The 18,822-nt window shown below is 70.2% G+C and carries 19 protein-coding genes and 1 riboswitch; of the genes, 10 read left to right on the top strand and 9 right to left on the bottom strand.

What is annotated here, in order from left to right:
• The first annotated feature begins 8 nt into the window (after window positions 1-8).
• A complete protein-coding gene (locus tag ACFYYB_RS29000; protein WP_389438682.1) occupies window positions 9-1,394 on the top strand; it encodes a serine hydrolase domain-containing protein in 1,386 nt (461 codons plus the stop codon).
• A 10-nt stretch (window positions 1,395-1,404) separates the two neighbouring features.
• Here the strand turns inward: ACFYYB_RS29000 and ACFYYB_RS28995 are convergent, their stop codons facing one another.
• Genes ACFYYB_RS28995 through ACFYYB_RS28985 form a run of 3 tightly spaced genes read right to left on the bottom strand, consistent with a single transcriptional unit; the run spans window position 1,405 to window position 4,001 of the window.
• Window positions 1,405-2,580, bottom strand: coding sequence for a winged helix DNA-binding domain-containing protein (locus tag ACFYYB_RS28995; protein WP_389438681.1), 1,176 nt, complete (start codon window positions 2,578-2,580; stop codon window positions 1,405-1,407).
• Between the two features lie 51 nt (window positions 2,581-2,631).
• A complete protein-coding gene (locus ACFYYB_RS28990) occupies window positions 2,632-3,096 on the bottom strand; it encodes a GNAT family N-acetyltransferase (RefSeq protein WP_389438680.1) in 465 nt (154 codons plus the stop codon).
• A gap of 17 nt (window positions 3,097-3,113) precedes the next feature.
• Window positions 3,114-4,001, bottom strand: a complete 888-nt coding sequence (locus ACFYYB_RS28985; RefSeq protein WP_389438678.1) for a GNAT family N-acetyltransferase — start codon at window positions 3,999-4,001, stop codon at window positions 3,114-3,116.
• Window positions 4,002-4,126: 125 nt separating this feature from the next.
• Here ACFYYB_RS28985 and ACFYYB_RS28980 point away from each other — a divergent pair, with 125 nt between their 5' ends.
• Together ACFYYB_RS28980 and ACFYYB_RS28975 are read left to right on the top strand one after the other, a co-directional pair.
• Window positions 4,127-4,777, top strand: coding sequence for an HAD family hydrolase (locus ACFYYB_RS28980; protein WP_389438676.1), 651 nt, complete (start codon window positions 4,127-4,129; stop codon window positions 4,775-4,777).
• Window positions 4,778-4,898: 121 nt separating this feature from the next.
• Complete coding sequence (locus ACFYYB_RS28975) at window positions 4,899-6,134, top strand: globin domain-containing protein (RefSeq protein ID WP_389438674.1); 1,236 nt, start codon at window positions 4,899-4,901, stop codon at window positions 6,132-6,134.
• A 26-nt stretch (window positions 6,135-6,160) separates the two neighbouring features.
• On the opposite strand, the gene ACFYYB_RS28970 is transcribed toward ACFYYB_RS28975, so the two are convergent.
• The 4 genes from ACFYYB_RS28970 to ACFYYB_RS28955 all read right to left on the bottom strand — a co-directional run bounded on the left by ACFYYB_RS28970 (window position 6,161) and on the right by ACFYYB_RS28955 (window position 8,805).
• Window positions 6,161-6,640 carry an NUDIX hydrolase gene (locus ACFYYB_RS28970; protein WP_327305771.1) on the bottom strand — a complete coding sequence of 160 codons (480 nt, stop codon included), beginning with the start codon at window positions 6,638-6,640 and terminating at the stop codon, window positions 6,161-6,163.
• Between the two features lie 118 nt (window positions 6,641-6,758).
• Window positions 6,759-7,922, bottom strand: coding sequence for a cystathionine gamma-lyase (locus tag ACFYYB_RS28965; RefSeq protein WP_389438672.1), 1,164 nt, complete (start codon window positions 7,920-7,922; stop codon window positions 6,759-6,761).
• Window positions 7,919-8,410, bottom strand: a complete 492-nt coding sequence (locus tag ACFYYB_RS28960) for a low molecular weight protein-tyrosine-phosphatase (RefSeq protein WP_389438671.1) — start codon at window positions 8,408-8,410, stop codon at window positions 7,919-7,921. The genes ACFYYB_RS28965 and ACFYYB_RS28960 overlap by 4 nt, the downstream gene beginning before the upstream one ends.
• An 11-nt stretch (window positions 8,411-8,421) precedes the next feature.
• The gene (locus ACFYYB_RS28955) at window positions 8,422-8,805 is read right to left on the bottom strand and encodes a phage holin family protein (RefSeq protein ID WP_389438670.1); all 384 of its coding nucleotides are present in this window, start codon (window positions 8,803-8,805) and stop codon (window positions 8,422-8,424) included.
• Window positions 8,806-8,894: 89 nt separating this feature from the next.
• On the opposite strand from ACFYYB_RS28955, the gene ACFYYB_RS28950 reads away from it, so the two are divergent.
• From ACFYYB_RS28950 to ACFYYB_RS28935, 4 genes are all read left to right on the top strand, one after another.
• Window positions 8,895-9,212: a cupin domain-containing protein gene (locus tag ACFYYB_RS28950; RefSeq protein ID WP_327305775.1), complete on the top strand. Its 318-nt coding sequence runs from the start codon at window positions 8,895-8,897 to the stop codon at window positions 9,210-9,212.
• 185 nt (window positions 9,213-9,397) lie between these two features.
• Complete coding sequence (locus ACFYYB_RS28945; protein ID WP_243331368.1) at window positions 9,398-9,616, top strand: DUF5326 family protein; 219 nt, start codon at window positions 9,398-9,400, stop codon at window positions 9,614-9,616.
• A 291-nt stretch (window positions 9,617-9,907) separates the two neighbouring features.
• The gene (locus ACFYYB_RS28940; protein ID WP_389439025.1) at window positions 9,908-10,645 is read left to right on the top strand and encodes an IclR family transcriptional regulator; all 738 of its coding nucleotides are present in this window, start codon (window positions 9,908-9,910) and stop codon (window positions 10,643-10,645) included.
• A 97-nt stretch (window positions 10,646-10,742) separates the two neighbouring features.
• Entirely contained in the window at window positions 10,743-11,192 is a 450-nt protein-coding gene (locus ACFYYB_RS28935) for an SsgA family sporulation/cell division regulator (protein WP_243331178.1), read from the top strand.
• Window positions 11,193-11,372: 180 nt separating this feature from the next.
• On the opposite strand, the gene ACFYYB_RS28930 is transcribed toward ACFYYB_RS28935, so the two are convergent.
• Window positions 11,373-12,779, bottom strand: coding sequence for a YibE/F family protein (locus ACFYYB_RS28930; protein WP_389438669.1), 1,407 nt, complete (start codon window positions 12,777-12,779; stop codon window positions 11,373-11,375).
• Between the two features lie 72 nt (window positions 12,780-12,851).
• Window positions 12,852-12,996: riboswitch (TPP riboswitch) on the top strand.
• Between ACFYYB_RS28930 and thiC the strand changes: the two genes are divergently transcribed.
• Window positions 12,991-14,778, top strand: a complete 1,788-nt coding sequence (thiC, locus tag ACFYYB_RS28925) for a phosphomethylpyrimidine synthase ThiC (protein WP_327305777.1) — start codon at window positions 12,991-12,993, stop codon at window positions 14,776-14,778. It overlaps the preceding riboswitch by 6 nt.
• Window positions 14,779-14,889: 111 nt before the next feature.
• Here thiC and ACFYYB_RS28920 read toward each other — a convergent pair whose 3' ends face one another.
• Window positions 14,890-15,978 (bottom strand): glycosyltransferase, encoded by a 1,089-nt coding sequence (locus ACFYYB_RS28920; protein ID WP_389438668.1) that lies wholly within the window; start codon window positions 15,976-15,978, stop codon window positions 14,890-14,892.
• A 1,229-nt stretch (window positions 15,979-17,207) separates the two neighbouring features.
• On the opposite strand from ACFYYB_RS28920, the gene ACFYYB_RS28915 reads away from it, so the two are divergent.
• Both ACFYYB_RS28915 and ACFYYB_RS28910 read left to right on the top strand, forming a co-directional pair.
• A complete protein-coding gene (locus tag ACFYYB_RS28915) occupies window positions 17,208-17,597 on the top strand; it encodes a hypothetical protein (protein ID WP_389438667.1) in 390 nt (129 codons plus the stop codon).
• Window positions 17,598-17,710: 113 nt separating this feature from the next.
• On the top strand, window positions 17,711-18,760 hold the full coding sequence (locus tag ACFYYB_RS28910) for an aldo/keto reductase (protein WP_389439023.1): 1,050 nt from the start codon (window positions 17,711-17,713) through the stop codon (window positions 18,758-18,760).
• Window positions 18,761-18,822 lie beyond the last annotated feature (62 nt).

The raw sequence follows: 18,822 nt of genomic DNA, 5'->3' as shown, positions 1-18,822 counted from the left end.
TCCGCAGCATGGATGCCGCGCTGAATGATCTTTCCCTCCTGCCCGCGACCAGGCGTGCGCTGAGTCACCGGATCGCGGTGGCGCAGCGCGAAGGCCGCTCTCCGTCCCTGGTGGCGGCCGTGGTGAGGGGCGGAGAGGTGGTCTGGGAGGGGTCCCGGACCATGGTCGAGGGGCATGGCCCCGACGGAAACGTGCAGTACCGGATCGGGTCGATCACCAAGACGTTCACCGCCGTGCTCGTGATGCGGCTCCGGGACGAGGGCCTGCTCGAACTGGGCGACCCGATCGAGAAGTTCCTTCCGGGTACGGGCGTCGGCGAGGTGACGGTGGGGCAACTGCTGTCCCACACCTCCGGACTGGCGGCGGAGACGCCCGGCGAGTGGTGGGAGCGCACGGCGGGCACCTTGCGGCCCGAGCTCTCGGACGTCCTGGGCGAGCGCCCCTTCCGCTTCGATCCCGGACGGCGCCACCACTACTCCAACCCGGGCTACACCCTGCTCGGTTCGCTCGTGGAGGCCGTCCGCGCGAGGCCGTGGGAGGAAGCGCTCCGCACCGAGGTGCTGGAGCCGCTGGGGCTGGAGCGCACCACCGCGCAGCCGGTGGCCCCGCACGCCGGCGGCTGGGCGGTCCACCCGTGGGCCGACGTGATGATGCCGGAACCCATGGAGGACCTCGGCCTCATGGCCCCGGCCGGCCAGCTGTGGTCCACGACCGGCGACCTGGCGAAGTTCGCGGCGTTCCTCGTACGGGGCGACGCGCGCGTGCTGAGCGCCGGGTCCGTACGCGAGATGCGGACGGCGGCCACTCCCCCGGAGCCGGGGATCGCCGACCTCGGATACGGGCTCGGGATGCAGCTGACGCTGAACGGCGGGCGCCGGCTCGTGGGCCACAGCGGCTCGCTGCCGGGGTTCGTCGCCGGGCTGTGGCTGAGCGATGAGGACGACGTGGCCGCGGTGGTGCTGGCCAACTGCACCTCGGGGCTGCCCGCTTCGGCCCTCGCGGCCGATCTGGTGGGCATCGTCGCCGAGGCCGAGCCGCGGATCCCCGAGCCGTGGCGGCCGCTGCGGGAGGCCGATCCCGTCGCGCTGGAGCTGTGCGGCCCCTGGTACTGGGGCACGTCGGCCCAGGCCGTACGGCTGACCTACGACGGTTTCCTGGAGCTGGGCCCGGTGGGCGGGAGCGGCCGGTCCGCGCGGTTCCGGCCGGAGCCGGACGGCAGCTGGACGGGGCTGGCCGGCTACTACGCGGGTGAGTCGCTGCGGGCCGTACGGCGGCCGGACGGATCGGTGAGCCACCTCGACCTCGGCTCGTTCGTGTTCACCCGCGAGCCCTATGACCCGCAGGCACCGGTGCCCGGCGGGGTTGACCCGCAGGGCTGGCGGGGCATCGGCTAGCGGAGCGCCCTCATTCCGCTACGAGTTCACGCTCCAGCGGGGTGCGGAAGCGCGGGGTGACGCGGGCCTCCCCCAGCCAGGCGGCGAGCCGGACGCCCTCGGCGGCGATGGCCTTCGCGGCTTCGCCGCCGGGGTCGCCCAGCAGCCGGTGGACGATCTCTCCGTCGCCGCGCTGGGCCCAGCCGCCGACGATCTCGCCGTTCCACCACACGGTGGGGCCGATGTTGCCGGAGTGGTCGAAGAGCGGCGGGCGGTGGGCGGGGTCGAGGTGGAAGCCCCGGTCCGCCCAGCCCATCGCACTCGGGTCGAGAGCGGGCAGCAGGGCGGCCCAGGACTCCTCTTCGGGTTCGGTTCCGGTGTCTCCGGGGCAGACGAGCGCGGTGGCGCCGTCCTCGAGCCGGACCTCGTCGGGGCCGACGGCCGCCAGGGCCTTGCGTACCTCGGTGAGGGTCCACCCCGTCCACCACTTGAGGTCGGCCTCGGTGGCCGGGCCGTAGGCGTGGAGCCAGCGGCGGGCGATCTCGGCTCGGGCCTCGGCCGCCAGCGCGGCGGGCCAGGGGTCGGTGTGGATCCAGCGGTACTGGCTGGAGGTCCACGATCCCCGGGGCCGGTCCCTGCGGATCCTGCCGTCGGCGGCCAGCAGCCGGATGACACGGGTGGCGACACCCGTCTCGGTCTCGTACTTCTTGCCCCGGCCGTAGACGAACTTCCGGCGCAGGGCGGGTACGGCCGAGGAGAGCTGGCTTCCGGTGGAGGGGCCGTGGGCGTCGAGTGCGTCCAGCACGGCGGCCTCCACCTGGGCCAGCCAGTCCGCATCGAGCCCCTGACCGTCCTCGTCGAGGTGCGTGAGGAAGGTGCGGCGTTCCTTCACGGCGATCCCCCGGGCCGTGGAGGCGTCCACGTACGGGGCGAGCTCGGCGGAGACGGCGAAGAGCGTGTTGCGCATGCTGAGCAGCCGTACGAGGGTCACGTCCTCGTACAGGGCCCGCTCGATCGTGGCGGGCGTGCCTTCGCGCAGTCGGGCGCGGGCGGAGAGGAAGACGGTCGCGGCATCGGTGGCGTGCAGCGCGACGACGGAGTCCGCGGCCTCGGGCACGGTGGCGGCCCGTGCCGACGGGGCCAGGCGGTGCCGGCGGCCGAGGCGCCGGCGGCGCTCCGCGGTGGTGACGAGGGGAAGACTGCTCATCTTCCCGATCGTAGGCCGGGCCGCCGACGGCGACCCGGCCCACACGGGATCTCAGAGCTGGAGCTTGAACCCGACGTGGGAAGCCGTGAAGCCGAGCCGCTCGTAGAAGCGGTGGGCGTCGGTGCGGCTCACGTCCGAGGTGAGCTGGACGAGCGCGCAGTTCTCGGCACGGGAGCGCTCGATCGCCCATTCGATGAACCGGGTGCCCAGTCCGCTGCCGCGTTCGTCGGCGTGGACGCGTACGCCCTCGATGATCGAACGGGTGCTCCCCTTGCGGGAGAGTCCGGGGACGATCGTCAGCTGGAGGGTGCCGACGACGCGGCCCGCGCGGACGGCGACGACCACGTGCTGGTGCGGATCGTCCGTCAGCCGCTTGAGCGCCGCGACGTACGGGCTGAGGTCGTCCGGGGACTCCCGGGTGGCGCCGAGCGGGTCGTCCGCGAGCATCGCGACGATCGCGGGCAGGTCCTCCTCGGTGGCGGGACGGATGAGCAGCCCGGAGGTGCTGTCGGCCATGGTCTGGTGCTCCTTGCTCAGCCGGCCGCGACGGTGAGCGGGGCCCAGCGGCGGGTCCAGTCACCGGGCAGACCGGGGATGTCCCTGGTCATCACGGCATTGAAGGCCACGGAGTCGAGACCGCGGTCCTTGAGCCAGCCGAGCAGCTCTTCGTGGCGTACGTCGACATCGGTGCGCAGGTCCCGGTCGGTGGTCGCCGCGAGGGCGGTGACGAGGGTTTGGGCCGCGGTGGTGTCCCGGGCCACCAGGGGTCCGATGACATGGGTGTCCATGTTCGGCCAGATGGCCCCGTAGCCGATCAGTTCCCCCGAGGGGTCCTCGGCGACGAACAGCCGGTCCGTGAAGGCGGGCAGCCGGGTGACCAGATGGGTCCGGTCGGCGCCGAAGACCTCGGCGTCCAGCCGGAGGATCCGGGGGATGTCCCCGGCGCCGGCGGGCCGGACGCGGACGGTGTCCTGTGCGGGAGCGGCGGCATCCGGGCTGAAGGCGCCCCGGAGCATCTCGGCGCGGCCGGTGGTCTCGAAGCCGAGCTCCTCGTAGAGGGGCCGTCCGTACGGGGTGGCGTGCAGGGTGAGCGGAACGCCCTTGAGGACGTCGTCGCAGATGTACGTCATCAGGCGCCGGCCCAGACCCTGGCGGGCGTAGCGCTCGGCGACCAGGACCATGCCGATCGCGGCGAGTTCGGGACCGGCCTGTGGAGGCCCGTAGTGGGTGACCACGCAGGCCGTGGCGAGTCCCCGGCCGTCGGGGGCGTCGATGCCGTAGCCGTGTCCGGCGGCGAGCAGCAGGCCCCACTTGTGGTCCTCGCGGGGCCATCCGCGGTCTTCGGAGAGATCGGCGCAGTGGTGGAGGTCGTCCACGGTCAGTGCGCGAACGGGGAGGTCAGTGAGATGGGGTGGTGTCACAGCCTCAGACTGGTTCATCGAACCGGGCCGGGTCCAGGGGATTTGGGGTGCATGTTTCACGTGAAACATCGACGCGTCCGCGACCCACTGTTTCACGTGAAACCAACGCACTAACCTCGTTGGCTATGACCCTCCTCCACCTGTTCGACCTCGACGGCACGCTGATGTACGGCTCGGGATCGCCGGTCGAGATCTCCCGGCAGCTGGGGCTGTCCAGCGAGATCGCCGAGCTGGAGCGGGCCTTCATGGCGCAGCAGCTCCAGCCGCACCAGTTCGCACTGGCGGTGCAGGAGCTCTGGAGGGACCTGACTCCGGCCCACGTCCGGGCGGCGTTCGACGGGGCTCCGTGGCTGTCGGGGATCCGGGAGGTCTGGCAGGAGATCCGGGAGGGCGGGGACTACTGCGCGGTGATCTCGCTGTCGCCGTCGTTCTTCGTTGAGCTCCTGCTGGAGTGGGGCGCCCACGCCGCGCACGGCTCGGTCTTCCCGGAGGTGCCCTTCACCCGGCTGGTGGACGTGGCCGGGATCCTGACGCCGGCGGCGAAGGTCACGGTCGCCGACCGGCTGTGCGCGCAGTTCGGTGTCACCCGGGCCGACTGTGTCGCGTACGGGGACTCCAGCACCGACATGGCGCTCTTCGATGCGGTCCCGCTCTCGGTCGCGGTGAATGCCCGGCCGTACCTGGTGGAGCGGGCGACGCACGTCTACGAGGGCCGGGACCTGCGCGAGGCATACCAGCTGACAGGGGTGGCGCGCACGGGAGTTGAGGCATCTTAAGGGGAAAGTGGGTTCGAAACGCGGATTTCCCGCATTTCCCCGCAGGCTCTGGGGCGGACTGGCACGCTGTGAAACCCGGAACCACGGATTCGAAGGCCGTGGCGTGTGCAGACCTACCGAGATGCTCGAAGCGAGGCACCGCATGGACGCTCCGCCCACCAGATCGGCAAGACGGGGGCCGTCCCGGATACCGTCCGGGGGCGGTGAGCCCGAGCCCTCCCCCGAACCTTCCCCCGAGCCCTCACCGGACGCCGTCCTCATCCGCCGGACCCTCGCGGAGATCGCACCCGTCGCCGACAAGGTGACCTCCTACTTCTACGCGGTCGTCTTCACCCGACATCCGGATCTGCGGGGGCTGTTCCCCGCCGCGATGGACGTGCAGCGCGACCGGCTGCTGAAGGCACTGCTCACGGCCGCCGAGCACATCGACAACCCCGAGGTGCTCACCGCCTACCTGCGCAGGCTGGGTACGGGGCACCGCAAGTACGGAACCCGGCCCGAGCACTATCCGCCGGTGGGTGAGGCCCTGATCGGGGCGCTGGCCAGGTACGCGCAGGACACCTGGGGGCCGGAGACCGAGGCCGCCTGGGCCCGGGCGTACACGGCGATCTCCCAGATCATGATCGACGCGGCGGCCGAGGACGAGCCCAAGGCACCGCCGTGGTGGCACGCGGAGGTGGTCTCCCACGATCTGCGCACCTCCGACATCGCGGTGATCACCGTCCGCCCCGACCAGCCCTACCCCTTCCTCGCGGGCCAGTACACGAGCCTGGAGACCCCGTGGTGGCCGCGGATCTGGCGGCACTACTCCTTCGCCTCGGCCCCGCGTGCGGACGGCCTGCTGTCCTTCCACGTCAAGGCCGTTCCCGCGGGGTGGGTCTCCAACGCACTCGTGCGGCACGCCCGGCCCGGCGACGTGCTGAGGCTCGGTCCCCCGACGGGGTCGATGGTGGTCGACCACAGCACCGACAACGGAATGCTGTGCCTGGGCGGCGGCACCGGCATCGCCCCGATCAAGGCGCTGATCGAGGACGTGGCGGAGCACGGGGAGCGGCGCCCGGTGGAGGTGTTCTTCGGGGCGCGCAGTGACGACGACCTGTACGACAAGGACACCCTGCTGGGGCTGCAGCGCTCACACCCCTGGCTGTCGGTGCGCCCGGTGGTCTGCGACGAGGGCCTTGCCGGGCAACTGCCGCAGGCCGTCGGCACCCACGGGCCGTGGAGCTCGTACGACGCGTTCGTCTCGGGGCCGGCCGCGATGATCCGCAGCGGGGTGGACGCGCTGAAGAGGATCGGGATCCCCGATGAGCGGATCCGGCACGACGAGGTGGAGGAACTGGCGGGCGTCGCCGGCTGATTGCGGCGGCGCCCGCGTGCGGTGGGTCAGCCCAGGTCGGGGGCGTGCATCGCGCGCACGCCCTCGATGTTGCCGTCGAGGTAGTGACGCAGGGACAGCGGGACGAGGTGCACCGCGGCGATGCCGACGCGGCTGAAGGGCACGCGGACGATCTCGTACTCGCCCTCGGGCTCGTCGATTTCGGGGCCGTGCCGCCGGCTGGGGTCCATGGATTCGAGATGGCAGACGAAGAAGTGCTGCACCTTGACGCCGGTCACTCCTCTGTCGGCGATGTGCTCGACGGTGTCGACGAAGCAGGGCACGACATCGGTGATCTTCGCGCCGAGTTCTTCGTCGAGCTCTCGGTGGAGGGCGTCGACGACGGTCAGGTCCGAGGGCTCCACGCCCCCGCCGGGGGTGAGCCAGTAGGGGTCGACGCCGGGTTTGGTCCGCTTGATGAGGATCAGGTCGCCACCGTCGAGCAGGATCGCGCGGGCGGTGCGTTTGACCACTGGACGTTCGGTCATGGGAGAAGAGTGGCCCAGACTTCCGCTTCTGAAACGCGTGCCGGTGAAACCCGCCGGGCGGGGCACCGGGCGGGCCGAGCCGCCCCGGGGCGTGCTCGGACCGCCTTCGGTCCGCCGGTCAGCTCTTCGGGGACGCCAGGTCGAGCGCCCGCAGCACGTCCGCGACCAGGTCCTCGGTGTCCTCGGCGCCTGCGGAGAAGCGGATGAATCCCTCGGGAACGTCGTCGCCGCCCCATCGCCGGCGGCGCTCCGCGGTGGACCGGACGCCGCCGAAACTGGTGGCGTCCTCGACGAGCCGCAGGGCGGCCATGAACCGTTCCGCGTACGCGCGGTCGGCCAGGGTGAAGGAGACCACGGAGCCGAAGCCGCGCATCTGCCGCGAGGCCGTCTTGTGGGACGGATCCGACGGCAGGCCCGGGTAGCGCAGCCCGGTGACGTCGGCACGGTCGCGGAGGGCCTCGGCGACGGCGAGCGCGTTGGCCCACTGGCGCTGGGCGCGCAGCTGGATGGTGGACAGGGACCGGTGGGCGAGCCAGGCCTCCATGGGGCCGGGGATGGCGCCGACCACCTTGCGCCAGCGGCGGATGCCCGCGGCGAGTTCGGCGTCGCGGCAGACGACGTAACCGAGCAGCAGGTCGCCGTGGCCGGTCAGCCCCTTGGTGCCGCTGGCCACCGAGAAGTCGGCACCCAGTTCGAGGGGGCGCTGGCCGAGCGGGGTCGCGAGGGTGTTGTCGACGGCGACGAGGGTTCCGCCGGCGTGCGCCGCGTCCACGAGGCGTCGTATGTCGCAGACGTCGAGTCCCGGGTTGGACGGGGTCTCCAGCCACAGCAGCCGGGCTCCGTCGAGGACCGAGAGCTGGGCGTCGTCTCCGGTGGGCGCGGTGCGCACGTGGACCCCGTACGCCTCCAGCTGCTCCCGTACGAGGGGCAGCACCTGGTAGCCGTCGTCGGGCAGCACGACGGTGTCGCCGGCGCGTGCCTGGGAGAGGAGTACGGCGGAGACCGCGGCCATGCCGGAGGCGAAGACGACCGTGTCGATCCCGTCCAGGCCGGGCGCCTCCAGCTCCCCGATGGCCCGCTCCAGCAGGGTCCAGGTGGGGTTGGTGTCGCGGGCGTAGGCGTAGGGGCCCTCGACGTCGCCGGGCAGGTGGAAGTGGGCGGCGAAGACGGGGCCGGGCAGCGGCGGCTCGTTCTTGACGGGCTCCGGCAGACCGGCGCGGACGGCGACGGTGCCGTCGCCGAGCCGCTCCCGTCTCGGGGTCGCGGGGTCGGGGGCGCTCATGGGGTGTGCTCCTTCACGGCTTCGCTTACGGCGGCCAGCAGGCCGGGGCTCGCCGCCTCGACCAGCTGCAGGCACTCCTCGAATCCGTCGAGGGAGCCGTAGTAGGGGTCCGGTACGTCGGTCTGGCCGGCGGGGGCAGCAGGGTCGTAGGACCGCAGCAGCCGGACCTTGGCGGCGTCCTGTGGGGTGGGGGCGAGCGCCCTCAGGTCGCTCAGGTGCCCGGTGTCGAGCGCGATGACGAGGTCGAGGCCGGCGAACCAGGAGGCCCGGAACTGCCGGGCCCGGTGGCCCGGCTCGTATCCCGCGGCCTCCAGGACGGCCGCGGTGCGCGGGTCGGCCGCGTCCCCCTCGTGCCAGCCGCCGGTGCCGGCGCTGTCGACCTCGACCAGGCCCGAGAGCCCGGCGTCGGCCACGTGGGAGCGGAAGACCGACTCGGCCATGGGCGAGCGGCAGATGTTGCCGGTGCAGACGAAGCACACGCGGTACATGGGCCCCTGCTTCAGTTCTTGTCGGGCAGGACCATGTTCAGGGCCCAGGAGACGACGGAGATGATCAGGGCGCCGACGATCGCCGACCAGAAGAAGTTGTCGACGTGGAAGCTGAGGTCGAACTGCTTCGCCAGCCATGAGGTCAGCAGCAGCATCGCCGCGTTCACCACGATGGTGAAGAGGCCGAGGGTGAGGACGAACAGGGGCAGCGAGAGCAGCCTCACCACGGGCTTGACGATGAGGTTGACCAGGCCGAAGATCAGCGCGACCAGGATCAGGGAGAGCGCTTGGTGGCTCGTGCTGCTGTCGTCCTCCAGCGTGATGCCCGTGACGAGCCAGATGGCGACGCCCAGGGCTGCCGCGTTGGCGAGGGTCTTGACTACGAAATTCGTCATGTGTCTGATCGTTGCAGAGATGGTCGCGGTGGAACATCTGCTGATCTGCGGATGCTTGCCGGACGAGAGAACACAAGGGGTACGAAAAGATGAAGGCCTTCCGGCTGGACGCGCTAGAGGCCGAGCGGGCCGCGAACGAGGGTGCCTACCTTCAGTTCCTGCGCGAGCGGAACATGTCGGTCGGGCTGTACGCACTGGACGCCGGGCAGAGCGACCCCCAACAGCCCCACGGCCAGGACGAGGTGTACTTCGTGGTGAGCGGCCGGGCCTCGATCACCGTCGGGGAAGAGACGACGACGGTCGCCAACGGGAGCGTGGTCTACGTGCCGGCCGGGGTCCCGCACAAGTTCCACCACATCACCGAGAACCTGAAGGTCATGGTCGTCTTCTCTCCGCCGGAAGGGTGAACGGCCCCCTGGGACCGAGGGGCACTGAGGGGCACTGAGGGTCCGCGGCTCCCTCCCCCTAGGGGGAGGATCAGGGGAGTACGGGGGCTCGCGGGCCCCCGCCGGGCGCCGCGGCCTCCTAGCATCGAGAGCAGGAAGTCACGGACCGTACGCACTAGGAAGAAGAGGTCGAGGACATGGAAGGCATCCGAGGGATATTCGAAGGCATGCCCTGGTGGGTCAAGTGGGTCGCCGTTCCGCTGCTGGTGCTGTTCGTCTTCGGTGGTGTGATCACCAGCATCATCGGTGCGCTGATCGGCTTCCTCTTCAAGGCGCTGCTCCTCGTGGCCCTCGTCGGCGGTCTGATCTTCGTCGTCAGGAAGTTCAAGGGCACCGAGTCGAAGTCCTCCGCCGGAGAGTGGTAGAACTGGCGCAACCAGGGTCACACCGGGATTAACCCAGCTGAGGGAACGTGAAGCCCCAAACCGCTCACAGCCTGGGAATCGGCGGATAGAGTGGCAATCTGTGCCGTTACCTGGGCACCGAACGCCGGTAGTGCCGCTCTGACCTGCGGTTCTGTGTTATAGCCACCGAGCACGACCCCCAGGAGTCACGGCGCACGCGGGGGCGGCCCCCGCAGGGCGGGCCCTCCCAAGGCCCGCCGCCACGCCTGGGGGTGAGCTTTGTCTTCGGTTCACAATGCCGGTGTGCCGACTCTGATCGGTTCGGTGCAGCGGGCACTGAGGCTGCTCGAAGCGGTGGGCTCCCATAGTGAGGGAGCCCCGGCGAAACAACTGGCGCGCGAGGCCGGGCTCCCGCTTCCCACCGCGTACCACCTGCTGCGCACCCTGACGCACGAGGGCTATCTGCGACGGGAGAGCGGAGTCTTCGTACTGGGCGACGCCGCCGGCCGACTGGCCGGTGGGGGGCTTCAGCAGAAACGTCGCAGCATGATCCTCGACTCCCTCGCGCACTTCCGCGACGCGGTCGGGGCCCCCGTCTACTTCGCGGTCTACCGCGAGGGTGAAATCGAGGTCGTGGGTGTCTCGGACACCCCGGCGCACCCTGCCTGCGAGGAGTGGGCCGATTTCCGCGAGACCGGCCACGCGCACGCCATCGGGCAGTGCCTGCTGGGCCAGCTCGACGAGAAGACGCGCAAGGACTACTACGACCGGCACCCGGTCGAGGCCATCACCCAGTACACCGTGCGGGATCTCCAGGTTCTGGAGCAGCGGATCGGCTCCATGGAGCGGATGCAGCCGGTGACCGAGCGGCAGGAATACGCCCTGGGCACGGTGTGCGCGGCCATCCCGATCACGGCCGGCGACACCGCCGCGACCATGGCGATTTCTCTCCCTCTGCACCAGGAAAACCGATTGCTGTATGCGGTCGATCGGCTACGGAGTGAAGTAGGCGCGCTGTTGAGCACCCTCTCGTTCTCTATCAGTATCTGAAAACTCACTCCTTGTGATCTGCAAGCGCTTCCACCACTCTTGTCAAGAGGGCCTTGGGGGATCATTCCTGGCCACTTCCACTACAGCGGGGTAGGCAATGCGCGAGTCGGTACAGGCAGAGGTCATGATGAGCTTCCTCGTTTCCGAGGAGCTCTCGTTCCGGATTCCGGTGGAACTCCGGTACGACGCTCGTGACCCCTACGCAGTCCGCCTGACCTTCCACCTTCCCGGAGATGCGCCCGTCACCTGGGCGTTCGGCCGGGAGCTCCTTCTGGACGGCATCAACAAGCCGTGCGGCGACGGCGATGTCCACATCGCTCCGACCGACCCGGAGGAGCTGTCCGATGTCCACATCCGGCTGCAGGTAGGCGCAGACCGGGCTCTCTTCCGTGCGAGCGCGGCGCCACTCGTGGCGTTCCTCGACCGTACCGACCGGATCGTTCCGCTCGGCCAGGAGCGCAACCTCGGGGACTTCGAGGAGAACCTCGACGAGGCGCTCGACAAGATCCTCGCGGAGTCGCAGCAGAACGAGCAGAACGCGGGCTGACCGAAGCCCGGCGGTACGCCCGCTGACCAGGGTGTGCCGGCAAGCAGTACGGCACCATCCGCATCACCGCATCATCACGCACCACGGCTCAGCGTGCCGACGCGCTGAGCGCTCCACCCTGCCGTTCCACACGACCGGCCGCGTGCGCGAACTGACCAGCCGCGCCCGCCGGTCCGCCATTCAGCGCTTGCGTCGCCGGCCCCGGCCGCCGCGGAGCGGCCCCGAGGCCGCTGTGGCCGCCGGGGATTCCGCCCTGTCGGCGGACACCACGAGTGCGGCCAGCGCCGTCGTCACGGGTACCGAGGCGACCAGTCCGATCGAGCCCACGAGGGTACGTACGATCTCCTCCGCGACCAGCTCGCTGTTGGCCACCGAACCCATGCTGCTGTTCGCGATCGAGAACAGCAGAAGCAGGGGCAACGCCGCGCCCGCGTACGCCAGTACCAGGGTGTTCACCACCGAGGCGATGTGGTCGCGCCCGATGCGGATGCCCGCCCGGTAGAGCCCGCGCGGGCCCATCGACGGGTCTGCCTGGTGGAGTTCCCAGACCGCCGAGGTCTGAGTGACGGTCACGTCGTCGAGTACGCCGAGCGATCCGATGATGACACCCGCAAGCAGCAAACCGCTCATGTCGATGTTCGGGTAGAGCCCGTGGATCAGCCCGGTGTTGTCGTCCGTGTTGCCGCTGAGGAACGCCCAGTCGATGAACAGCGAACCCAGCAGGCCGATCAGCAGCAGCGAGATGATGGTGCCGAGGACCGCGACCGAGGTGCGGGCCGTCAGCCCGTGGCACATGTAGAGGGCGATCAGCATGATCGCGCTGGCTCCGACCACGGCCACGACCAGAGGATTCGACCCCTGCAGGATCGCCGGGAGGATGAACAGGGTCAGCACCGCGAAGCTGACGACGAGGGCGATGAGTGCGAACAGCCCGCGCATCCGCCCGACGAGGACGACCGCGAGGGCGAAGATTCCGGCGAGCAGGGCCATCGGCAGCTTGCGGTTCACGTCGATCACGGAGTACTGCAGATCGCGGGGCGCGTCGGGGGCGTAGGCGACCACCACGTCCTGGCCGTCCGTCAACTGTCGTGGTGCGCCGGGCTGGACGATCTCGAAGAACTCGCGCCCCTTGTCGGGACCGCTGCCGACCCTGATGGTGGCCTTCTTGCACTCGCCGTTCTGTTCGGCGAGCGCCTCGCGCCCCTCGGGGGTCGAGGTGTCACCGGTGGCGGGCACTTGGGCGGCGTTCACGGATTTGCAGTCGAGGTGCTGGAGCGCGACGACCGTGCCCTGCTGGGTCTGCCGGTCGAAGCCCACTCCGGTGCGCGCGTGGTCCGGCGCACCGCCGGGCCAGAGCACCGCCATGCCGATCACGACGGCGGCCGCGAAGGGGATCAGGACGGCCGCGATCACCTTGCGCAGGTGCTTCGAGACGGGGGCCGCCGGGCCATGGCTGTGCGTGTGGCCGTGGGAGTGCCCGGGAGCGCGGTCGGGCGAGTGGCCGGGATCGGCGTGCGCATGGCCCGAGTGGTCGGTGTGACCGGCGGGATCCGTGGGGTCGGTGGGGGGCTGCGGCGAGGACGTCACTGGCTGATCATCGCAACAGATGAGGGGGCCCACTGTTCAGCACGCCACACATAACGCTAGCGTGGGGCCTACTTTGCACAACGCGGGAGCTCGGAGCACCGGGCTGAGAGGGCGCTGATCACCGTTCGCATTCGAATATGCGTACGGGAGGAGGCTGCGTCGACCGCCGAACCTGTTACCGGGTAATGCCGGCGTAGGGAGATTAGGTCTCATGACCATTCAGGACGCACGCACGCCTGCCGTCAGCCAGGACGCCGACGGCCAGACCGAGCGCCAGCCCGGCTGGCACAAGGGATACGTGGCGGGCTCCCGCCCCGACATCCGGGTGCCGGTTCGTCAGGTCCACCTCACCAACGGCAAGGACGTGACGCTCTACGACACGTCCGGTCCGTACACCGACCCGCAGATCGAGACCGACGTGCGCCGGGGCCTGCCGCCGCTGCGCGAGAACTGGATCATCAGCCGCGGTGACACCGAGGAGTACGCGGGCCGCCCCGTACGCCCCGAGGACGACGGCATCAAGCACACCTCTCCGCGCGGTGGCCTCAAGAACCTCGACGCGGTCTTCCCGGGCCGTCCGCGCCAGCCCCGCCGCGGCCGTGGCGGCGCCGCGGTCACGCAGCTCGCGTACGCCCGCCGCGGCGAGATCACCCCGGAGATGGAGTACGTCGCGATCCGCGAGAACGTCTCCCCCGAGGTCGTCCGCGAGGAGATCGCCGCAGGTCGCGCGGTCATGCCGGTCAACGTGAACCACCCCGAGATCGAGCCGATGATCATCGGCAAGCGGTTCCTGGTGAAGGTCAACGCCAACATCGGCAACTCCGCGGTCACCTCCTCGATCGAGGAGGAGGTGGACAAGATGACCTGGGCGACCAAGTGGGGCGCCGACACGGTCATGGACCTCTCCACCGGCCGCAACATCCACACCACCCGCGAATGGGTGCTGCGCAACTCCCCCGTGCCGATCGGCACCGTGCCGCTGTACCAGGCGCTGGAGAAGGTCGACGGCCGCGCCGAGGACCTGACCTGGGAGATCTACAAGGACACGGTCATCGAGCAGGCCGAGCAGGGCGTCGACTACATGACGGTCCACGCCGGCGTGCTGCTGTCGTACGTGCCGCTGACCGCCCGCCGCAAGACCGGCATCGTCTCGCGCGGCGGCTCGATCATGGCCGCCTGGTGCCTCGCGCACCACAAGGAGAACTTCCTCTACACGAACTTCGAGGAGCTCTGCGAGATCCTCGCGGCGTACGACGTCACGTACTCCCTGGGTGACGGCCTGCGCCCCGGTTCCATCGCCGACGCGAACGACGCGGCGCAGTTCGCGGAGTTGAAGACGCTGGGCGAGCTGAACACGATCGCCAAGCGGCACAACGTGCAGACGATGATCGAGGGCCCCGGGCACGTCCCGATGCACAAGATCAAGGAGAACATCGACCTTCAGCAGGAGATCTGCGAAGAGGCGCCGTTCTACACGCTCGGCCCGCTGACCACCGACGTCGCGCCCGCGTACGACCACATCACCTCGGGCATCGGTGCCGCGATGATCGCCTGGTGGGGCACCGCGATGCTCTGCTACGTCACGCCCAAGGAGCACCTGGGCCTGCCGAACCGCGACGACGTGAAGACCGGTGTCATCACGTACAAGATCGCGGCCCACGCGGCGGACCTGGCCAAGGGCCACCCGGGCGCCCAGGAATGGGACGACGCCCTGTCGGACGCGCGGTTCGAGTTCCGCTGGGAGGACCAGTTCAACCTGGCCCTCGACCCGGTCACGGCCCGCGAGTTCCACGACGAGACCCTCCCGGCCGAGCCGGCCAAGACCGCGCACTTCTGCTCCATGTGCGGTCCGAAGTTCTGCTCGATGAAGATCTCCCAGGACATCCGCCGCCAGCACGGTGGCGACCTGGGCGCCGAGGAGATCGAGGCGGGCATGGCGGAGAAGTCCGCCGAGTTCGCGGCCGCGGGCAACCGCGTGTACCTGCCGCTGGCGGACTGACCCCCGTCGCGGCACATACGGACGGCCCGCGACACCGAGGGGGGAGTCGCGGGCCGCCGTTGCGTACGTCGTGGGGGGCCGGGGCGGGCAGGACCGGTCCGGGGTGTGAGGTCAGGCGAAGGCCCGGGAGCCCACGCCCAGCTTGCGACGGGCGAACTCGAGGTTCGCGAGGACCCGGTCCTGCTGGTCGTCGGGCAGTTTGCCTTCCTGGAGCAGGAGTTCGCAGCAGTCCAGGGACTCCCGGTACTCGCCGGCCCAGTAGGCGGCCACCGCGAGTTCGTCGAGCGCCCGCCAGTCGTGCCACGCGAACTCGACGAAGAGGATGTCGTCCGGGCGCGGCACCCTCACCGCTTGCCGGGCGAACAGGTAGGCGAGGGGCCAGCGGTTTTCGAGCCGGCAGAGCCGGGCGAGATCACCGAGCGCCTCGACGCGTGAGGGGCGGCTCTCGTGTGCGCGGAGGTAGCGGTCCATCACCTCGGCCGACGGCCTGTCGAGGGCGACCGCGAGCCGTGCGGCGTAGAGCCGCGCGCAGTAGGTCTCCTCGGCCCAGCCGCCCATGGCGACCCGGTGGTCGTAGGCGGCGAGGGACTTCTCCGGCTCGCCCGCGTCGCGCCAGCTCTGGGCAAGGTAGAACGCGTAACGGGTGTTGTCGGGCTCCTTCGCGAGGCCCTCGGTGAGGACTTCCGCGTCGCGCAGGTACTTCGCCCGCTGGCCCTCTTCCCGGAAGCGGGCCCCACCGCCGACGGAGAGGATGTTGAAGCCCTCGATCACGTCCCGGCTGTACTCGGTGCCGCAGTCGATGTACTCGTGGAGCACGCCCACGTACCGCCAGGGCAGCCGGGTGGCGACCAGCGCCGGCCGCCAGTGGACGATCGGACCGTCGTGCAGCGCGACCTGGTACGCGTCCTGCGTGAGGTCCGGCATGCGGAACCCGGGCCGGATCTGCATCTCGTCGTCGCCGTCGATGAACAGCAGGTAGTCCGCGCTGGAGCGAGCGAGTTCGACCGCCTCGCTGCGACTGCCGTCGAAACCCTTCCACGTCCGCTCGTGAAGCGTGCCGGGCAGGTCGGCGAAGCAGTCCCGGATGACGTCCTGGGTGCCGTCGGTGGAGCCCGTGTCCACGATCACCCAGGTGTCGATCAGGGGGCGCACCGACTCCAGGCACTTCCGGATCGTGGGCGCCTCGTTCTTTACGATCATGTTCAGGCAGATGGTCGGCCTCACCGCAGCACCCTCTCGTCGGACGGATCGCGGGCGACGTTAGGGAGTGCGGCTGCCGATGGGTCGGCGGCACGCCGGTGGCGATACCACCCGGTGGGCGGCGGAGCAGCCGTTCGGGGGCGTCCGATAAGCCGTTCTGCTGATAAAAACCCCGGCCATCTCAAGATTCGGGCGGCTCCGTCCGTAAGTCCCAGGGACGTTCGAACTCGCAGCCGGGGCGGCACCCGTTCCGGCTCGCCTTCCGTTCCGAAGGAGCGCTGCAGATGAGTCGTGAGCACCAGACCAAGCTTCAGCTTGGTCCCGTCCCCCGCAACCGTGCCTGGATCGCGGGAGGTGCCCTGGCCTCGCTGTCCCTCGTACTCGTGGGCATGGCCACCCCCGTCGTCGCGGTGGCCAAGCCGACGCTCACGGCGGTGAGAGCCGCTGTCCCGTCGGGCGGGGGCGGAGGCGAGGACTGCGAGCCGCACGACGGGCCGCCGCAGGACTGGAACCGGGGAGGCGGGGACGACGAGGGGCGCGGCGACTGGAGAGACGACGACGGCCGCGATCCGGACGAGGGCCGCAACCCCCACGAAGGGCGCGACCCCCACGGCGACCACCATCACGGGTGCCCGCCCGTAGGTCCGACCGGACCGACCGGCCCTACGGGACCGACGGGGCCGTCCGGTGCGACGGGCGCGACGGGTGCCGATGGCGCGACGGGTGCGACCGGCGTTGACGGTGCCACGGGCGCGACTGGTCCGACCGGTCCGACGGGTGCCGATGGTGCGACGGGTGCGACCGGCGTTGACGGTGCCACGGGTCCGACTGGTCCGACTGGTCCGACGGGTGCCGATGGTGCGACGGGTGCCACGGGCGTTGACGGTGCCACGGGCGCGACTGGTCCGACGGGTGCCGATGGTGCGACGGGTGCCACGGGCGTTGACGGTGCCACGGGTCCGACCGGTCCGACCGGTCCGACGGGTGCTGACGGTGCGACGGGTGCCACGGGCGTTGACGGTGCCACGGGTCCGACCGGTCCGACCGGCGCGACGGGTGCTGACGGTGCGACGGGTGCCACGGGCGTCGACGGTGCCACGGGTCCGACCGGCGCGACGGGTGCGACCGGGGCGACGGGTGCGACGGGTGCCACGGGTGCGACCGGTGCGACCGGTCCGTGTTCCGACATCGACGCCTACAGCCCCTCGAACACCGAGGACTTCCAGACCGTGCTCACCGGTGGGAAGACGTACGTCGGCAAGGCCTCGACGCCGGGCGGGACGATCGTCTGGCAGGACCTCACCAACACGGTCGCGACCATGACCGATCCCGCGAACCCGAACTACCCGGCCAACGTCTGCGGCGTCGCGGTCGAGGCCCAGGGCAATGACGCGTTCGTCAAGGTGGTGACGTCGTCCGGGACCGTGTGGCAGACGCACGGTGACATCAATGGCAGCAACTTCATCTGGAACGAAGCCTGGATCCAGCAGACGACGCCCATGCCGGCCGTGCTCGTCCGGAGCGGTTCCATGAGCGGCTTCACCGCGCCTGTGTCCCCGAACAAGATCCCGCCGGGTCTCAAGGCCAAGTCCAACCATGCGGCCAAGCCGCGCAAGTGACCTGGTGCGCCTGACCTGACACCGAACACCCGGCCGCTCCCGATGGAGCGGCCGGCTTCTTTTGGTACTTGCGCTGGAGCGCGCTCCAACTTCTAGAGTCCGGACGCATGAGCATGCGATACCGAATTCTGGGTGGGACCGGCATCGAGGTCAGCACGCACTGCCTCGGCACGATGATGTTCGGCGCGGTAGGCAATCCGGATCACGAGGAGTGCGCGCGGATCATCCACGCCGCTCTCGATCACGGGATCAACTTCGTGGACACCGCGGACATGTACTCGGCCGGGGAGTCCGAGACGATCGTGGGCAAGGCACTCAAGGGCCGACGGGACGACGTCGTGCTCGCGACCAAGGTGCACTTCCAGATGGGCGAGGGTCGCAACCGCAGCGGAAACTCCCGGCGCTGGATCGTGCGTGCCGTCGAGGACAGCCTGCGCCGGCTGGACACGGACTGGATCGACCTCTACCAGGTGCACCGCCCCGACCACGGCACGGACGTAGAGGAGACCCTGTCCGTCCTCGGAGATCTGGTCCGGGCCGGCAAGATACGCGCCTTCGGCTGCTCCACCTTCCCGGCCGAGGAGATCGTCGAGGCGCACCACGTCGCCGAACGGCGGGCTCTGCCGAGGTTCCGGACCGAGCAGCCGCCGTACTCGATCCTCGCGCGCGGGATCGAGAGCAGTGTGCTCCCGGTCGCCCGGAGATACGGGATGGGCGTCCTGACCTGGAGCCCGCTCGCGTCGGGATTCCTGAGCGGGAAGTACCGGCTCGGCAGCGCCATCGACATGACCTCGGGGCGTGCGGCTCTGACACCGGCCCGCTTCGACCCCGCGATCCCGGGCAACGTCGCGAAGCTGGAGGCCGTGGAGCAGCTGGTGGAGCTCGCCGACTCCATCGGCTGCACGCTGCCCGAGCTGGCCGTGGCCTTCCCGCTGGCGCATCCCGCCGTCACCTCGGTGATCACCGGGCCGCGGACCATGGAGCAGCTGGAAGCCCTGGTGAAGGGCGCGGCATTGGTCCTCGATGACGCGACCCTCGACCGGATCGACGAGATCGTGGAGCCGGGCCGGAATCTGTACCACCCGGACGGCGCTTGGCGCTCCCCGGCGCTGGCGGACGTCACGCAGCGCAGGCGGCTGCCGGGAGACCGGTCCGCCGGCTGATTGGGCGGACGCTCCGATGTTTCACGTGAAACAGCGACGGATGTTTCACGTGAAACACCGCG

The organism is Streptomyces sp. NPDC002886 (assembly GCF_042888445.1).
GTDB lineage: Bacteria > Actinomycetota > Actinomycetes > Streptomycetales > Streptomycetaceae > Streptomyces.
This window is presented reverse-complemented; position numbering and strand designations above follow the sequence as displayed.

What these genes read in the sequence shown, in the direction of transcription:
- ACFYYB_RS29000 (WP_389438682.1), top strand. Translation starts at nt 9, where the DNA reads ATGGATGCCGCGCTGAATGATCTTTCCCTCCTGCCCGCGACCAGGCGT.
- ACFYYB_RS28995 (WP_389438681.1), bottom strand. Translation starts at nt 2,580, where the DNA reads ATGAGCAGTCTTCCCCTCGTCACCACCGCGGAGCGCCGCCGGCGCCTC.
- ACFYYB_RS28990 (WP_389438680.1), bottom strand. Translation starts at nt 3,096, where the DNA reads ATGGCCGACAGCACCTCCGGGCTGCTCATCCGTCCCGCCACCGAGGAG.
- ACFYYB_RS28980 (WP_389438676.1), top strand. Translation starts at nt 4,127, where the DNA reads ATGACCCTCCTCCACCTGTTCGACCTCGACGGCACGCTGATGTACGGC.
- ACFYYB_RS28975 (WP_389438674.1), top strand. Translation starts at nt 4,899, where the DNA reads ATGCTCGAAGCGAGGCACCGCATGGACGCTCCGCCCACCAGATCGGCA.
- ACFYYB_RS28970 (WP_327305771.1), bottom strand. Translation starts at nt 6,640, where the DNA reads ATGACCGAACGTCCAGTGGTCAAACGCACCGCCCGCGCGATCCTGCTC.
- ACFYYB_RS28965 (WP_389438672.1), bottom strand. Translation starts at nt 7,922, where the DNA reads ATGAGCGCCCCCGACCCCGCGACCCCGAGACGGGAGCGGCTCGGCGAC.
- ACFYYB_RS28960 (WP_389438671.1), bottom strand. Translation starts at nt 8,410, where the DNA reads ATGTACCGCGTGTGCTTCGTCTGCACCGGCAACATCTGCCGCTCGCCC.
- ACFYYB_RS28955 (WP_389438670.1), bottom strand. Translation starts at nt 8,805, where the DNA reads ATGACGAATTTCGTAGTCAAGACCCTCGCCAACGCGGCAGCCCTGGGC.
- ACFYYB_RS28950 (WP_327305775.1), top strand. Translation starts at nt 8,895, where the DNA reads ATGAAGGCCTTCCGGCTGGACGCGCTAGAGGCCGAGCGGGCCGCGAAC.
- ACFYYB_RS28935 (WP_243331178.1), top strand. Translation starts at nt 10,743, where the DNA reads ATGCGCGAGTCGGTACAGGCAGAGGTCATGATGAGCTTCCTCGTTTCC.
- thiC (WP_327305777.1), top strand. Translation starts at nt 12,991, where the DNA reads ATGACCATTCAGGACGCACGCACGCCTGCCGTCAGCCAGGACGCCGAC.
- ACFYYB_RS28920 (WP_389438668.1), bottom strand. Translation starts at nt 15,978, where the DNA reads ATGATCGTAAAGAACGAGGCGCCCACGATCCGGAAGTGCCTGGAGTCG.
- ACFYYB_RS28910 (WP_389439023.1), top strand. Translation starts at nt 17,711, where the DNA reads ATGCGATACCGAATTCTGGGTGGGACCGGCATCGAGGTCAGCACGCAC.